This is a genomic window from Desulfatitalea tepidiphila (assembly GCF_001293685.1).
Lineage (GTDB): Bacteria > Desulfobacterota > Desulfobacteria > Desulfobacterales > Desulfosarcinaceae > Desulfatitalea > Desulfatitalea tepidiphila.
Genome location: NZ_BCAG01000003.1, coordinates 453,930 through 469,937 on the forward strand (window position 1 = coordinate 453,930; position 16,008 = coordinate 469,937).

The 16,008-nt window shown below is 59.1% G+C and carries 14 protein-coding genes and 1 riboswitch; of the genes, 8 read left to right on the forward strand and 6 right to left on the reverse strand.

Annotated features, from left to right (window positions below; translation table 11 throughout):
• Positions 1 to 2 precede the first annotated feature (2 nt).
• From DFT_RS06680 to DFT_RS06715, 8 genes are all read left to right on the forward strand, one after another.
• Positions 3 to 812 carry a metal ABC transporter ATP-binding protein gene (locus DFT_RS06680; protein ID WP_054030459.1) on the forward strand — a complete coding sequence of 270 codons (810 nt, stop codon included), beginning with the start codon at positions 3 to 5 and terminating at the stop codon, positions 810 to 812.
• Entirely contained in the window at positions 805 to 1,674 is an 870-nt protein-coding gene (locus DFT_RS06685; protein ID WP_054030460.1) for a metal ABC transporter permease, read from the forward strand. Before DFT_RS06680 ends, DFT_RS06685 begins: the two co-directional genes overlap by 8 nt.
• A complete protein-coding gene (locus DFT_RS06690; RefSeq protein WP_054030461.1) occupies positions 1,664 to 2,815 on the forward strand; it encodes a permease in 1,152 nt (383 codons plus the stop codon). The genes DFT_RS06685 and DFT_RS06690 overlap by 11 nt, the downstream gene beginning before the upstream one ends.
• A gap of 17 nt (positions 2,816 to 2,832) precedes the next feature.
• Positions 2,833 to 3,585 (forward strand): TIGR03943 family putative permease subunit, encoded by a 753-nt coding sequence (locus DFT_RS06695; RefSeq protein WP_161807092.1) that lies wholly within the window; start codon positions 2,833 to 2,835, stop codon positions 3,583 to 3,585.
• Between the two features lie 411 nt (positions 3,586 to 3,996).
• Positions 3,997 to 4,061, forward strand: a riboswitch (Fluoride riboswitch).
• Between the two features lie 92 nt (positions 4,062 to 4,153).
• A complete protein-coding gene (locus DFT_RS06700) occupies positions 4,154 to 4,798 on the forward strand; it encodes a poly-gamma-glutamate hydrolase family protein (protein ID WP_054030463.1) in 645 nt (214 codons plus the stop codon).
• 40 nt (positions 4,799 to 4,838) lie between these two features.
• Positions 4,839 to 5,225, forward strand: a complete 387-nt coding sequence (gene crcB, locus DFT_RS06705; RefSeq protein WP_054030464.1) for a fluoride efflux transporter CrcB — start codon at positions 4,839 to 4,841, stop codon at positions 5,223 to 5,225.
• Between the two features lie 8 nt (positions 5,226 to 5,233).
• A complete protein-coding gene (locus DFT_RS06710; protein ID WP_054030465.1) occupies positions 5,234 to 6,520 on the forward strand; it encodes a DUF190 domain-containing protein in 1,287 nt (428 codons plus the stop codon).
• Positions 6,521 to 6,533: 13 nt separating this feature from the next.
• Complete coding sequence (locus tag DFT_RS06715) at positions 6,534 to 7,571, forward strand: galactose-1-phosphate uridylyltransferase (RefSeq protein WP_054030466.1); 1,038 nt, start codon at positions 6,534 to 6,536, stop codon at positions 7,569 to 7,571.
• A 124-nt stretch (positions 7,572 to 7,695) separates the two neighbouring features.
• On the opposite strand, the gene DFT_RS06720 is transcribed toward DFT_RS06715, so the two are convergent.
• From DFT_RS06720 to DFT_RS06745, 6 genes are all read right to left on the reverse strand, one after another.
• Entirely contained in the window at positions 7,696 to 9,057 is a 1,362-nt protein-coding gene (locus DFT_RS06720) for an FAD-dependent oxidoreductase (RefSeq protein WP_054030467.1), read from the reverse strand.
• A gap of 11 nt (positions 9,058 to 9,068) precedes the next feature.
• Entirely contained in the window at positions 9,069 to 10,259 is a 1,191-nt protein-coding gene (arsB, locus tag DFT_RS06725) for an ACR3 family arsenite efflux transporter (RefSeq protein ID WP_054030468.1), read from the reverse strand.
• A gap of 18 nt (positions 10,260 to 10,277) precedes the next feature.
• Entirely contained in the window at positions 10,278 to 10,517 is a 240-nt protein-coding gene (locus DFT_RS06730) for a thioredoxin family protein (protein ID WP_054030469.1), read from the reverse strand.
• 44 nt (positions 10,518 to 10,561) lie between these two features.
• The gene (locus DFT_RS06735; protein WP_054030470.1) at positions 10,562 to 11,734 is read right to left on the reverse strand and encodes a permease; all 1,173 of its coding nucleotides are present in this window, start codon (positions 11,732 to 11,734) and stop codon (positions 10,562 to 10,564) included.
• Between the two features lie 94 nt (positions 11,735 to 11,828).
• The gene (locus tag DFT_RS06740) at positions 11,829 to 12,173 is read right to left on the reverse strand and encodes an ArsR/SmtB family transcription factor (RefSeq protein WP_054030471.1); all 345 of its coding nucleotides are present in this window, start codon (positions 12,171 to 12,173) and stop codon (positions 11,829 to 11,831) included.
• Positions 12,174 to 12,629: 456 nt separating this feature from the next.
• Positions 12,630 to 16,007, reverse strand: coding sequence for a hybrid sensor histidine kinase/response regulator (locus DFT_RS06745; RefSeq protein ID WP_054030472.1), 3,378 nt, complete (start codon positions 16,005 to 16,007; stop codon positions 12,630 to 12,632).
• Position 16,008: the final 1 nt, after the last annotated feature.

The following is a 16,008-nucleotide window of genomic DNA, read 5'->3' on the forward strand; positions in this document are numbered from 1 at the left end:
GTATGGCGAATCCGTGCCATGCCAATGGGGCCGCCGTGATGTTCGAGAACGTCACGGTTTCCCTTGGCGGAAATACCATCCTGGAAAATGTATCGGCCAAAATTCCCCAGGGAAGCTGCACCGCCATCGTCGGACCCAATGGCGCGGGAAAAACGACGATGCTGTTGGCCCTTCTGGGAGAAGTGCCCTTTTCAGGCGGCATCCGCGTCTCACGCGCGAAGGAGGGCCGGCGCTTGCGCATGGGCTATGTCCCGCAGCGGCTTCAATTCGACCGGGGCATGCCGCTCACCGTGCTGGAGTTCATGGTCATGGGTTGGCAGAGAAGCCCTTTATGGTTTGGCGTCCGCCTAACATATCGTGACCGAGCACAAAAACTCCTGGCTTCCATCAAGATGGACGGGTTGGAAAAAAGAAGGATTGGAGCACTCTCGGGTGGGGAGATGCAGCGCGTGCTCCTGGCGCTGGCGCTCGGACAAGAGCCGGACCTGTTGGTCCTGGATGAGCCGGCATCCGGGGTGGATTTTCAAGGCGAACATGTTTTTTGCGAACTGCTGGATAAACTGCGCTGCGAGCATGGCTTCACCCAATTGATGGTCAGTCATGACCTTCCCACAGTGACGCACCACGCCACTCACGTGATTTGCCTTAACCGCAAGGTTGCGGCTGAAGGCTCCCCTCGCGAGGTGCTCACCGCGGAAACCCTCACGGCGATTTTCGGCCTGCACATGGGATTGGTGGACAGCCGGGTCTTGCCGGACGGTAGCCGCAGTTGTTCATCGCCGTGCTGCAGAGGAGCGGACCGCGATGCCTGAACTGAGTGTCCTGTACGACCTCATTGCAAAACTGCTTCCCTTGGAATCCATGCAGATGCGCTTTATGCAGCAAGCGCTCGTGGGGCTTGTGCTGCTTGCGCCCATGGTGGCTTTGATGGGTGTTCAGGTGGTTAACTTCCGCATGGCCTTTTTCGCCGATGCCATCAGCCATTCAGCCTTCACGGGCGTGGCACTGGGGCTCATTCTCGCCGTCAGCCCGCATTGGACCATGCCTATTTTTGGTCTCCTCGTAGGGCTTGCGATTATGGCCAGTCAGCGCCGAAGCGCTCTGTCGACCGACACCGTTATCGGCGTGTTCTTTTCCGGTGTGGTCGCATTCGGCCTTGCGGTTGTCAGCCGGGACAAGAATGTAGCCAGAGACATTCAACGGTTTCTGTACGGAGACATTCTGACCATCGGCAATAACGATATTTGGGCAATGATCGTGCTTCTCGCGGTGCTGATCTTCTTTCAGATCTACGGTTACAACCGGATGTTATATATCGGCCTCAACACAGTTGTCGCCAAAGTGCATGGTGTGCGGGTAGCCGCCTACCAGTATGTATATGCGGGGCTTTTGTCCTTTGTCGTGATTTTTTCGGTTTGGGCCGTCGGTGTTCTGCTGGTGACGGCCATGCTGATTGTACCGGCTGCTGCAGCGCGCAACCTCGCTCGAACGGCAGGCGGTATGGTGTGGTGGGCGCTTCTGGTCAGCACCACCTCGGCGGTTATCGGATTGCTGATCTCCGCGCAAGAATGGGCCCGCACGGCCACCGGTGCGACCGTGATTCTGGTCGCCTTCGTTTGGTTCCTGGTGAGCTCGGGGGTTGATCTTATTCGCGGAGAAGGTAGTGTCCGATAATCTTAAAACCGAATCTGAACCCCATAAAACACATCCCAACGAGCCTATACAAAGCAAGGTCGAATACCTTCCAGCTTTGTTCCTGGTGGCGGCCCTCTTCTTTCTTCCCAAGGAAACCGAAGCCGGTTCTTTAAATGCGTTGGCCATTGTTTTTGTCAGCATCGTCCTCGAAGCCATCCCGTTCATGTTGGTCGGTTCGCTTGTCGGCGGTTTCATCGAAGCCTTTATCAGCCGGGAACAAATGGCCACCCTCCTTCCCCGAAAAGGTTGGTTGACCGTGTGTATAGCGGCCGGAGCAGGGCTTGTTTTTCCGGTTTGCGAATGCGCGGTCGTGCCGGTGGTTCGACGTTTGACCGGCAAAGGTCTGCCTTTCTCCGCGGCCATCGCATATCTTCTCGGTGGCCCCATCGTGAATCCTATCGTAGCGGCCTCGACGGCTTTGGCCTATACATTCGACTGGCGCATTGTAGTCCTACGTTTGAGTTTGGGCTACGGTATTGCAGTGGCAATCGGAATGCTCATGGGCAGGTTGTTCACCAGCGTCGAAGCCATCAAGAACAATGGGGCCACATTCAAAAACAACGCCTTATCCTGTGGCTGTCATCACCATGCGAATGGCGAGGCGTGTTCTGAAACACCGCAACCCTTTCCAATCATCACAAATCCGGCAGGCAATAACACGGTTTGTGGATGTGGCTGCAGTCATCCGGTTTCCGATGATTGGGTCGACAAGGCCGGGGCGGCCTTTACCCATGCCATGGATGATTTTTTGGCTGTGGGGCACTATCTCGTCATCGGCGCTTTCATCGCTGCGCTGGCGCAGACCTATATCGACCGTTCGAGCTTCTTGAGCTTGACGGCAACTCCGGTATTGTCCGTGGTATTGATGATGGCCTTGGCGGTCCTGCTCAACCTGTGCTCCGAGGCGGATGCTTTCATTGCCGCGTCTTTCCGAGGTTTGATGCCCATTCCGGCCCAAATGGCCTTTTTGTTGACCGGCCCCATGTTCGATCTCAAGCTTCTGCTCATGTATCAAAGCGTTTTCACGCGGAGAGCCATTGTTGTCCTTGCTTCACTCATTCTTGTGGCAGTTCTGGTGATTGCAGTCGGTCTTGAAATGCTGAATGGGGTACTCCAATGAGAACGCCGGAACAAACGATGAAACGGTGGCTGCATCCTGCCGTGTTCGCCACCTGGACCGGGTTTCTGATCTATATCTTGGCCAGCCAGCGCTACGTGGCTTTCCTGCGGCCGGAATTTGGAACCCTCCTGGCACTGGCTCACTTTATCGCCATGGGCTTTATGCTTGCAGCCATGATTCGTCCAAAAGCTGCAGAGACGGACACATCCGCTGTTTTGCGTTCGTTGGTGCTGCTGGTCCCGGTTTTGTATTATGCGGCCATGCCGGAAGCCATGCTGGGTAATCAAGCGTTTAAGAAAAGATTCATTGGAACAAATAACGGAGCTATCAGTCGTCAATCACCCTTCATGCTTTCACCTCAGGGATCAGAAAACGTTCCGGACATTGCGTCACCATCGAAAGAAATAGAAGGCACCCAGCAAGAAACGCCTCAAGAGCGAACGATCCTTGAGATTTTTCTCAACCCCAATTTTTACAAGGGTCAACGGGTGATTATCACGGGTATGATCCTGCGCGATGAGCAGCTCAAACCACATTTCGGGGGCAGGGACACGGCCGTATATCGCTTTCTGATTAACTGCTGTGCCGCGGACGCATTGCCTCTGGCGATTGCGCTGTATTGGGATCAGCCAGATGCTTTTGGTAACGACCAGTGGGTGCAAGTGGATGGGGTTTTCGATCTTCACCAGATCAAGGGCAAACCTGTACCAATGGTTTCAAAGCCCCGAATCAAACTGGTTGCAGCACCTGGAATTCCATACCTGTTCTGAACAACAATAATAATATTATAGCATGGGGCGGGAAATCGGAGTTGACAACGCTTCTTTTAACAGCCGAACGAGGCGATTTCCAGAAATTCGTCCGGTTGTAGCACCGCCCGATCAGCATGCAGCTTTGAAATTCGTTTCAGTTTTATTTTACGACAAGGACCGGTATTTTGGCGTTTCGTAAGAAAATATCCTAGCTTTTAGACCTTTAATTAAATGATCGGTGGAGAGTTCCGCATGCTTCGCGATTTATTGATAATCTTTCAAATCATGCAATCATCCCAGCTCATGGATTCTTACTGAGTGCGATTCACGTCGGGTTCAATGAATATCGTTCACTTAGAATCGCCCACATCTATCTTTTGTGCTTGCATTTCAGGTACCAGGCGGATAGACAATCAGAGACACGAATTCAAAAGCAAAGGGGATGGGGTCCCCCTGATAACCGCCCGGGCCGGGCTGATGACTCCTACCGGAACCATGGTGCGGTAGGATGTTGCTGTGAACGGCCCGCAGGCGGTTTTTTCGTGGCCGCAGCGCATGGCTTTTCCCAAATGGAGCGCGTGGCGAAATGGACGTTTACAAGACCTTCGGCGATCTCCAGCAGAACGAGCAGGAAGGCGCCGACTACCGCATCCGCTGGCGATCGGGCAGTTCGGGTATTGCCGTCTTGAGCATTCACGGCGGTGAGATCGAGCCGGGGACGACGCGCATCGCCAATGCCATCGCCGGGTGGGAGCACTCTTTTTATGCCTTTGAAGGCATCAAAAGTGCCGGAAACCTGGGCCTGCATATCACCAGCACCCAGTTCGACGAACCCAAGGCCATGGAGATGGTCTGCCGGTCCGACATCATCCTGTCGATCCACGGCAGCGCCGAGACTGCACCGCTGGTGCACATGGGGGGACTGGACGAAGCGTTGAAGGGTCGAATCATGGCGGAGCTGCGTTCGGCGGGGTTTGCCGTCCTGGAAAATGAAGATCTCTCTTACGGCGGGACCGATCGGAAGAATATCTGCAACCTGTGCGGCCGTGGCATGGGCGTTCAGTTGGAAATCAGCCGCGGTTTGCGCGAGACCATGTTCCGGGATCTCAGCCCGGAGGGGCGACGGCATCCCACGGCGGCATTCGGCCGTTTCGTCGATGCGGTGCGCAAGGCCATCGCGCCATTCGCGAGTGCGCAGGCCCAGGCCGAACCGCTGCGAAACACCGATTGATCGTTCGGCGGATCGATTCAGACAAGGAGACACGCACATCATGGGTGAGTGGTTCAAGGCAGTGGGCCTGGTCATGCTCGGCGGGAGTTTGGGCGCGGCCAGCCGTTATGCCATCGGTCTACTGGCGGCCAAGGCCTGGGGGGTGCAATTCCCCTGGGGCACGCTGCTGGTCAATCTATCGGGATGTTTTCTCATCGGCCTTCTCTTCGCCCTGGCCGATCGGGCCCGTCTGTTGACGCCCGAGATGCGTCTTTTACTGATCACCGGGTACCTGGGGGCGTTGACGACCTTTTCCTCGTTCACCCTGGAGACGGTCAATGCCGGTCGCGCCGGCCTGACGCTTCAACCCCTGGCCAACATTCTGGTCAACAATATCGGCGGCCTGGCCCTGACCATCCTCGGCATGCGTCTGGGCGGCCTGAATTAGGGGGTGCGATGCTGAACTACAAAGGAATCGAGATTTTCACCAGCGAGGCGGCCCGCTATAAGAAGAAGCCGCTGATCGACGCCGTCGTCGCTTATATTCATGGGCTGAAGATCGCCGCGCGCTGCGTCGTGACGCGCGGCATCGCCGGATGTTACGAAAGCGGGGAGGTGGCCACCGGGCGCCTGGAAGTTCTTTCCCACAACATGCCGATCCGGATCTACATCGTTCTGCCCGCCGCCGAGAGCGAAAAGGTCATCGACGGCCTGAACGGTATGATGGAAGAGGGTATCGTGGCCGTTCACGACCTGAACGTCCTCAGCCATCGGGCCGACAATGCCTTTTTTCCGCGCCAGTTGATGGTGCGGGATGTGATGACGCCCGATCCTGAGCGCATAGGACCGGCCACCCCATTGAGCGATGCCGTCCGCATGCTGCTGCCGTCGATCTTTTCGGGGCTCCCGGTGGTCGATGAAAGCGACCGTCCCATCGGCGTGGTCACCCAGGGGGATTTGATCCGCAAAGGCGGCATGCCGCTGCGCCTGGGGCTGTTGGCGGAATCCGACGAGGGCCGCAGGGATGCGGTGCTGGCCCAGCTGGCCGGCCGGCGTGCCGAGGCCGTCATGACGGCCCCGGCGGTAAAAATTTCCGAGGACCGGCCGTTGAGCGAAGCGGTGGAACTCATGTTGAACAAGAAGGTGAAGCGTCTTCCGGTGGTGGATGCCCGTGGACGGCTGACCGGCATGCTGTCGCGGCTGGATATCTTCCGCACGGTGATGCGCGAAGCTCCGGACTGGAATGCCTTCCGGGCCCAGAAGGTCGAGGTGGCGCGGTTGCGGCGGGTTGCGGATATCGTGCGCCGGGATACACAGACCGTCACCGCTGAGACCCCGCTCGAAGAGGTGGTTCGCATCATCGACCGCAACGATCTGCAGAGGGTGGCCGTGCTGGATAAAGAAGAAAAACTGCTGGGACTGATCTCGGATCGCGACTTGCTGCGCTTCTTCAAGCCGGCCCAGGAGGGCATTTGGGGGCTTCTGGCCAGGATGAAACAGCCCTTTATGCAAGACGCCTGTCAAAGCGGCGACCTTCAGAGATGTCTGAGCGAAACCCGGGCGGGCGATGTCATGACCACGGACCTGATCACCGTGCGCGAAGAGATGCTGATCGAGGAGGCCATCGGGCGGATGATCGAAAAGGGACTCAAGCGTCTGCCGGTGATCGATGCCGAGGGCCGCTTCAAGGGTATGATCAGCCGCGATTCGCTGCTGCGCACCGGCTTTGGAGAACCTGCCTGAGGGGAAAGCAGCCATGTTGGCATTCAAGCAGGAGACGTTTCATTCCCGGATCATACTGCCCAGCGGTGAGGCGGTCGAACGTCCTGTCGAGGTCCGCACCAATCCGATTACCGGCCGCACCTGCCGGATCACTTACAGCCGGGGAGAAGAGCGCGAGCCCGGGGCAGAGGGCCTGCCCGAACCGCCGCCGTTTGCGCACGAGATGGAGAGGTGCCCTTTCTGCCAGGCGCAAATGGCCGCCCGAACCCCCCGTCTCGCATCCGAGCTGTGGCCTCCGGGCCGCATGACCCGGGGGAGTTCCACCCTTTTCCCCAACCTCTTTCCCTACGGGCGCTATTCGGCGGTGAGCCTGTTCGACGACCGGCATTATGTCGAGATCGGCACGGCCCGCCTTCAATCCTACGCGGACAGTTTCCTGAACTGCCGAAACTACCTGCTGCGGGTGCTCGCCCACGACCCGGAGGCTGTTTACATGGCCATCACCCAGAACCATCTGCCATCGGCCGGCGGCTCCCTGCTCCATCCCCATCTGCAGGTGCAGGCCGACCGCATCCCGGCTAACCACCAGCGTTTTTTAAGCTCCCGTGCCGCCAAACATCGAAAAAAAAACGGTACGCGTCTGTTCGGCGACTATCTGACCTTGGAAAGAGGTGCCGGACTGCGCTGGATCGGCGAAACAGGCCCCTGGCTGTGGTTGGCCGCATTTGCGCCCGAGGGTTTTTTCGAAATCTGGGGCATCCTGCCGGGCATCACCACTCTGCGTCACACCACGGACGACCATTGGGCGGGCCTGGCGAAGGGGGTCTTGAACACCCAACGGTTTTACCGCAGCCTGGGCCGCAACGGCTACAACCTCGGCCTGCTTCTGCTGGAAGATGGCGCTGACGATCTGGAGCTGCGGGTCGTGCTCACGGTGCGCGGTAACTATGCGCCCTGGGTGCGCAGTGATTTCACCGGCTTCGAGGTGATGTTGGGCGACATGGCGACTTTTTCGGCGCCCGAATCGACGGCCGAGCGCGCGCGCCCCTTCTGGGCCGACGACCCCCATTGAGCAATATCAGAGTACGCAACCGGCAGTATAATAATCCAATGACCGGCATTTCGCTCCTACGCGGGCCTCCCGCTTTCGCAGTAATAACGGCGCGAGTGCATTTTATTGCTGCGTTGTTAGCGCATTATCCTGACTGCCGGATCATTCCGAGCCATTGCATGGCCGCCATCTGCACCGGGTCCCAGGGGCTGGAGAGCGGCGGTGTGTAAGACAGGTCCAGGTCACACAGTGCACCGATGCGCATTTCATTGTACAGGGCCGCGGCCACGATATCGATGCGTTTGGAGACTTCTGCGTTCCGGTGCCCCACCATCTGCGCGCCGAGAAGTCTTCCGGTGTGCCGGTCCCCGGTCAGTCGGATGTGCAGTTGCTTGGCGCCCGGATAGTAAACCTTGTGATCCCATGTGGTGAGGGCTACTGTGATCGGATCGAATCCCGCCGCACGCGCTTCGTTGTCCCGCAGGCCGGTGCGGGCCGCCACGCTGTCGAAGACTTTGACCACCTGGGTGCCCAGGCTGCCCTGAAACTGGCACCGGCCGCCGAGCATGTTTTCGCCGGCCACCCGGCCTTGTTTGTGGGCCGTGGTGCCCAGGGGCATGTAGACGTAGCGGCCCAGGATGCGATGCCAGGTGTGAACGCAATCCCCGGCCGCCCAGATATCCGCAAGCCGAGTGGCCATGGTGCGGTCCACCTCGATGGCCCCGCCGACGCCGAGGTCGATGCCGGCGGTATTAGCCAGTTCGACGGACGGTTTGGCCCCGGCGGCGACCACGACCATGTCCGCGGCCACGGCTTGGCCGGAGGCGACGCGCACGAGAAGCCTGCCATCCGAACGTTCGATGCGCTCGACGGCATGGCCTGTCAAGATTTCTACACCCCTGGAGCCGAGTTCGGCATGGATCAGTCGCCCCAGTTCCGGATCTAAAGTGGTGAGCACCTGCGGGGCAAATTCGATCAGGGTCACCCGCACGCCTTTATGCGTCAGCGCATCGGCCATCTCCAGGCCGATATAGCCGCCGCCGATCACTACCGCCGTTTTTGGGTTGTGGTCCTCCATGAATCGTTTGACGGAGAAACTGTCCGCCATCCAGCGCAGGAAAAAGACCCCGGGAAGATCGATCCCTGCAATGGGTGGCCGCGCCGATTCAGCGCCGGTGCCGATAAGAAGTTTACTGTAAGGGATCCGCATCGAGGCGCCCTGGGATGACTGCACGCCCACCGTCTTTGTCTTCGGATCGATGTCCAGCGCGCGGTGGTCCAGAAGCAGGTCGATGCCGTGTTGGGCGATCTCCTCGGCTGTGCGGTGGGCCAAGGTTCGCCAGTCGGCCACTTCGCCGCTCAGATAGAACGGCAGGCCGCAAATGCTGAAGTTGGGGTAGGCGTCGGCCACGACCACGGTCACGTCGGCCCGGCCGTCGATCTCTTTAATGCGCAGGGCGGCGCTGATGCCCGCGTCGCTGCCGCCGATGATGAGCAGTTTGTTCATTTCCCATCCTTTCACTGCGGTTGCCCGAACCATGCCTGGGTGCCCAGGCATATTTTTACCAGCATCAACATCACCGGCACTTCGATGAGCACCCCCACCACCGTGGCCAGGGCCGCTCCCGACGAGAGACCGAAGAGCATCGTGGCCGTGGCGATGGCGACCTCGAAATGGTTGGATGCGCCGATCATGGCCGCAGGCGCCGCGTCCGCATAGCGGAGCTTCAACAGGCGCGCCAGCCCATAGGCCAGCCAGAAGATGAGCATGGTCTGGATGAACAGGGGAATGGCGATCCACAGGATGGTGAGGGGATTGGCCACGATCACCTCGCCCTTGAAGGAGAAGAGCAACACCAGGGTGATGAGCAGGGCGATGATGGTAATGGGCGTGAGCACATGCAGGAACTTCTCCTTGAACCACTTTTCACCCTTGGCGGCGATGATCCAACGGCGCGACAGGTATCCGGCCACCAGGGGCAGGGCCACGTAGATGGCGATGGAGAGCAGCAAGGCCTGCCAGGGGACCGGCAGACGCCCCACGCCCAGCAGGAAACCGCCCAGCAGGCCGTAGAGCAGCAGCATGGTGAGCGAGTTGATGGCCACCATGACCAAGGTCAGGCCGTCGTTGCCCTTGGACAGGAACCCCCACACCAGCACCATGGCCGTGCAGGGCGCGACGCCCAGCAGGATGCAGCCGGCCAGGTAGCTGCGCCACAGGGGAACCTCCAGCATCTTGATCCCCTCGATCAGCACAACTCTGCCGGCCCCGTGATTGGCGCCCACCGGCAAATCGAGGCCGAAGGGCATTTTCACGTGATCCACGGCATCGGGGCCGATGAACCCGTAAAAGAGGGTCCCCAGGAAAAAGAGGGCGATGCCGTACATGGTGAACGGTTTGACAGCCCAATTGACGAAGAGGGTCAGGAAGACCGGCTTGCCGCTCTTGCCGGCCTTGATCACCTCGGCAAAGTCGATCTTGACCATGATGGGATACATCATAAAGAAGAGGCAGACCGCAATGGGGATGGAGATGACGGGCGCCCCGTTGACCGAAATGGCCAGGCTGTCCAGGTAGCGGGCCACACCGGGTGCTACCTTGCCCAGCGCGATGCCGGCGATGATGCAAAGCACCACCCAGACCGAGAGGAATCGTTCGAAGACGCCGGTCATTTTACGTTGATCGTCGAAAGGCTTTTTCGCATTCATCGCTATCCGGTCCTCTTTTCAGGAAGTTTTGCCGATCCAGGCTTTGACATCCGCCTTGCTGGGGATTTTTCCCACGCACTTCACTTGGCCGTCGACGATCACCGCCGGTGTGCCGAAAACGCCGTATCCGGCGATCTTCATCACATCGGTCACCTTTTCCACATCGGCCGTGACGCCGGATTCGGCGACGGCTTCCCTGACCACTTTTTCCGCCTGCTTACATTTCGGGCAGCCAGGGCCCAATACTTTAATTTCCATGGAATTTCTCCTTTCAAGGTTTCAAGTCGTTGTTAGCCGGATGTCTACCCGTAAAAGGCGCCGTAAAGCATCCCGGCGATGGTCGACATCACCACGATGAGGCCGCAGAAGGTGGCCGTCTTCTTCACCCCCATGACGCTGCCGATCACCAGCATGTTGGGCAGCGACAGGGCCGGGCCGGCCAGCAGCAGGGCCAATGCCGGCCCCTGACCCATGCCGGAACCCAGAAGCCCTTGCAGGATCGGCACTTCGGTCAGGGTGGCGAAATACATCAACGCACCGGCCAGGGCGGCGATGAAGTTGGCCTGCAGCGAGTTGCCGCCCAGCAGCGAGGCGATCCACTGCTCGGGAATCAAGGCCGGATGGCCGGGACGGCCCAGCATGAAGCCGGCCACCAGCACGCCGCCGGCCAGCAGCGGAAAGATCTGCTTCATGAAACCCCAGGTGGATTCGATCCAGCTCTTGCGTTCCTCGCCGGTGAACCAGGCCTTGACCATGAAGGTTAGTACGACCAGCAGCGCGGCCGTGATGTACCACTTGGCCGCGAAGATCGCCGGCCACAGCCCGGTGGCGCCGGGAGCCGGTTTGGCGAACGCGGCGAAGATCAGGATTAGCACCATGGTGCCGATGTACAGGGCGTCCTGCAGCAGGGTGCGTTCCCTGGCTTCCTCGTCGGGGACATAGATCTGGCCGATAGTGCGCGCCGCATCGTCCTTGCGGAAGATCAGCGCCATGAGCAGGCCGGTCACGATGGCGAAGAGGATCGCGCCCACGGCCCGGGCAACGCCCAGTTGCCAACCGAGAATCTTGGCCGTCAGGGTGATGGCCAGCACATTGATGGCCGGTCCGGAGTAGAGAAACGCCGTGGCCGGACCGATGCCCGCGCCCCGGGTATAAATGCCGGCGAACAGGGGCAGTACGGTGCAGGAACAGACGGCCAGGATGGTGCCTGAGACCGAGGCCACAGAGTAGGACAGGAACTTGCCGGCCTGGGCCCCGAAATACTTGAGTACCGACGCCTGGGAGACGAACACGGCAATGGCGCCGGCAATGAAAAAGGCAGGGATCAGGCAGGTGAGCACATGCTCGCGGGCATACTCCTGCAGCATGAGAAATGCTTCGAGACCCGATTGGCGGATGACCGGATGGGTCCAGGGGATATAGTAGGCTGCAATGAATACGCCCACGATCAACACCAGCTTGTTGCGTTCCTTCATGATTTCCTTTCTGTACCGATCGCTTCACGTTGTATAAAGGAGGTGGCAATCAATTTATATTTCGCCATTTAGCGATATAATAAGGTCAAAAAAATTATGTGCCGCAAATGGTTTCCCGCCGGATTTCGGGCAGGCGGGCCACCAGGGCGGCCACCTGGGGGTCCTCTTCAAGCCAGTGGCGCAGGTTTCCGAGCAGGCTCGATACGTAGGGATTCATGCCGCCGTCGGCCAAACGGTAGTTGACCCACAGTCCCTCTTTGGCATAGGTGATCAGGCCGGCCTCCTCCAGGATCTTCAAATGTTTGCTGGCGGTGGACTGGGCCAGGCCCAGGGCCGCCTGGATCTCGCAGACGCACATGACCCGGCGCTGGAGCAGTTTGATCATCTTCACCCGATTGGGATCGGAGAGGGCCTTCATGACTTTGATGAAATCGCGCATAACGCCTCCATATCGATGAATCGCAATATAGTAGGATAAAAGGGGCGTGTCAACCCCGGTTTCGATTATTTTCAGTCATGGAGAAATGGATGGACCAATATTGACGGCACCGTAAAAAGTCCGGAACTCGCTTTTCCCGTCATCCCGGTGGAAGCCGGGATCCAGTATTTCCAATATGTTCTGGATGCCGGCGTTCGCCGGCATGACGTTTTAAGGTTTTATCAATATTGACAGGCTCGTAAAAAGCGGCTCACCCCGGCTCGCGGTGAAACATTTGATCCCAGGAAACGGCCCACAATAATGACGCTTCCTTAGAAGTCGTCGCGGGACGGCGGCGTAACAAGTTCAAGATCAAGGCGCGCGAAATTCCGCGTCCTGAGGCGAACTTGTCGCACGCCGCAAGGACAACGGGATGAGCGCAACGCAGATATTGGGCTTCTCACGGTGCCGTCAGTATTAGGTCGCCGGGCAGGATACGGCCAGCACCTCTCGAATGATGTTGGCCAGGTCGGCCTCCACGATGGGTTTCTGAACAAAGGCCTTGATGCCGATTTGCCTGGCCCTCTCGGCGGATATGCTGGCACTGTATCCGGTGCACAAAATGATGGGAAGATCGGGCCGGATCTTGAGCAGTTCGATGGCCAGGCGATCGCCGGTCATCTTGGGCATGGTCATGTCGGTCAATACCAGGTCGATGGTATCCGATGAATCGCGAAACAGTTCCAAGGCCGCAGGACCGCTTGCGGCCGTGGTGACGCGGTAGCCCAGATTTTCCAGTATTTGACGCCAGACATCGACCAGGATCGGTTCGTCGTCCACCAGCAGGATATGCTCATGGCCGCCGGGCAGGGTCTGCTGCCCCTGGGATGGGACATCGACGTGCCCTTCAATGGCCGGCAGGTAGATATTGAATGTCGTGCCGACGCCGGGTTCGCTGTATACGTTGATGGCGCCGCCATACCCCTTGACGATGCCGTGTACTAAGGACAGGCCCAGGCCGGTGCCTTTGCCCTTGGGTTTCGTGGTGAAGTAAGGGTCATATATTTTGGGGATATTTTCCGAAGAGATGCCGGTGCCGGTGTCCTGTACGCTCAGTTTTACATAGTCGCCGGGTTGGAGCCCCGGATGCAGATGCACGTCCCGGTTCGAGAGTTTGACTTGCGTCAATGTCACATCGAGATGCCCGCCTTTGTCTTCCATGGCATGGGCGGCATTGGTGCACAAATTCATGATGATCCGGTGAATCTGGGTCGGGTCGGCCATCGTGCTGGACAGATCCTCGGCGATTTGGGTGGATATCTCGATGGTCGCGGGTAGCGACGAGCGAATCAACTTGAGTGCTTCCTTGACCAGGGGGGCGATCTGCAGGGGTTGCAGCCGCCGCTCATCCTGCCGGCTGAAGGTAAGGATTTGTTCGACCAGGTCCCGGGCGCGCAACCCGGCGGCAAGGATCTTCCTGAGGTTCTGGTAGACCGGGGAATCCGGAGCGATCTTCCACAGCGACAACTCCGCAAAACCGATCACGCCGGCCAGAATGTTGTTGAAGTCATGGGCGATGCCGCCGGCCAGGGTCCCGATGGCTTCCATTTTCTGGGCTTGGAGCAGAGCGGCTTCCAGGCGTTTGGCCTCTGATTCGGCACGCTTACGGTCGCTGATATCCTGCACGAAGGCCATGTGGAACGCCTGGCCCTCGAACACCAGGACGTTGCTCTCGATCTGTACCGGAATGACATGGCCGTCCTTGTGGCGGTGCAAGGTTTCGAAGGTGAGCTGGCCCACTGCCTGCAAGGGTTCGACCTGGTCGGGCCGGATTCTTGGGTCGATATCGAATACCGTCATGTGGCAAAGCTCTTCACGCGTATATCCCAGGCTGCGGCAGGCCTGTTCGTTGACATCGCGGATCTGGCCCTGTTCACCCATGAGGAAAATGCCGATGGATGCCTTTTCGAAGCAGAAACGGGCGATGCGCTGGGACGCTTCCAACTGCTTGCGCCGGGTGATGTCCATCAGGACCCCGTAGAAGACGATCTCATTGCCGATCTCATGGGGTGTGGCATGTGCGGAGAACCAGATCTCTTCGCCATCCGGCTTGATGAACCGTCCTTCATAATGCCATGGTTCGACCATATCCACGGCTTCTTCGATCGACGTGAGGAAACGCCTCTTATCTTCGTGGGGGATCCGGGTATGAAAATGCTCGTGAAAAGTCTTCGGGTTGGCGTCGAGTCCGAATATTTCGGTGGCTTTCACGCTGACAAAGACATTTTCATAGATATGATCTCGGGTGCTGCGAAACTGGTAGACCACCCCGGGAACATTGGCGGTGAGGTCCTTGAGCAGTTTTTCGTTCTGCCGGATCTTTCGTTCCCGGTCATAGCTTTCGGTCACATCCCGAAATACCAGCACCACGCCCACGATCGTCCCATCCGAATGGCGTATGGGGGCGCCGCTGTCGGCGATCTGGTACCTTCGGCCGTCTTTGGCGATCAGTACGGTGTCGTTGGCCAGGCCGATAATCTCACCCTTGGCCAAAACTTTTTCCACCGGGTTGGCCATCGTCTCACCGGTGAGCGCGTTGACGATGCGAAACACCCGGTCAAGCGGTTGCCCGACCGCTTCGTCGACCGGCCAGGCGGTCAATTTCGCAGCCATGGGATTCATGCGGGTGACCAGGCCCTCGGCATCGGTGGCGATGACGGCGTCCCCGATGGAATCCAGGGTGATGCGCATGTGGGTTTCGGCAGCCACGAGCTGACGCTCCCGCCGGCTGATGGTACGGGCCATGTAATCGAGATTCTCCACCAGGTTCTGGAATTCCAGGGTCTTGGACGGCGGCCATGTCAAGTCGTAATGGCCGTGAGCGATGGATTTGGACAATTCCGTGTATCGCCGAAATATTTGGGAGAGATTGCCCGCGCGTGCCCACGCCAGGGCAAAAGAGAGGAAGAGGGCGACCACCAGCACCAGGCCGATGAGGAAGATCGCCGCCCGCAGGGGCGCATAGGCGCGTTCAGACGACTGGGCCACCAGCACCTTCCATCCCAGCGATTCGATGGCCACCACGGTGCCGAGAAGCTTCCGGCCGTCGAGTTCGAAAGTGGCCGCACTGAAGTCGGTTCCACCCGCTTCGGCACTGTGCCGCAAGTCGGGCGGCAGGCGCGTGAGGTCGAATTGTTGGCCTTCCATCTGGTTCTGGGAGTCGGCGACGATCCGGCCCTTGCAGTCCAGCACGATGGTCAGCAGGCCGGCACCGGCCGGGATGTGGCCGATGAAACGGGCGATCTGGCCGAGGGTGATCTCGCCGATGATCACGTGTTCGGTCATGGGTATGGCCAGGGCCACCGCCTGCCGGCTGCTGGCCGTGGAAAGAAACGTCTCCGACCAGAAGGCTTTGCCGGCAGTGCGTGCGCTGTTCACGATGTCGCGGCCGGACAGGTCCAGGCCCATCAGGTCGTCCCGCCGTGATCGGCCGGCGCGCGAGAGTCCGACCAGGCGAATGGTTTCATCCTGTCCGGATGTGATGTAAATGGTTTCGAAGAGCTCGCCCTCGCCGCACTGGGCGTCGAGCAGGGTGATCACGTTGGCCGGTGTGGCGATGCCCCGGATTCTCAAGTAATCAGCCAGGGCGGTCAACTGCCGCTGCCCCCCCATGAGGTGGGCGGAGATCTGTCCGGCAATGGCCCGGGCGATCGCCTGGTGTTGCATGCCGATATGGACGCGGATCTTCGGTGTCAAGATAAGCCATACCAGCAAAGCGACCATGACCAGCGGCAGGCCGGCGATCAGGACGAATTGCAGCGAGAGATAACGCCTCAGGGGCCAGGGGGATTTCATC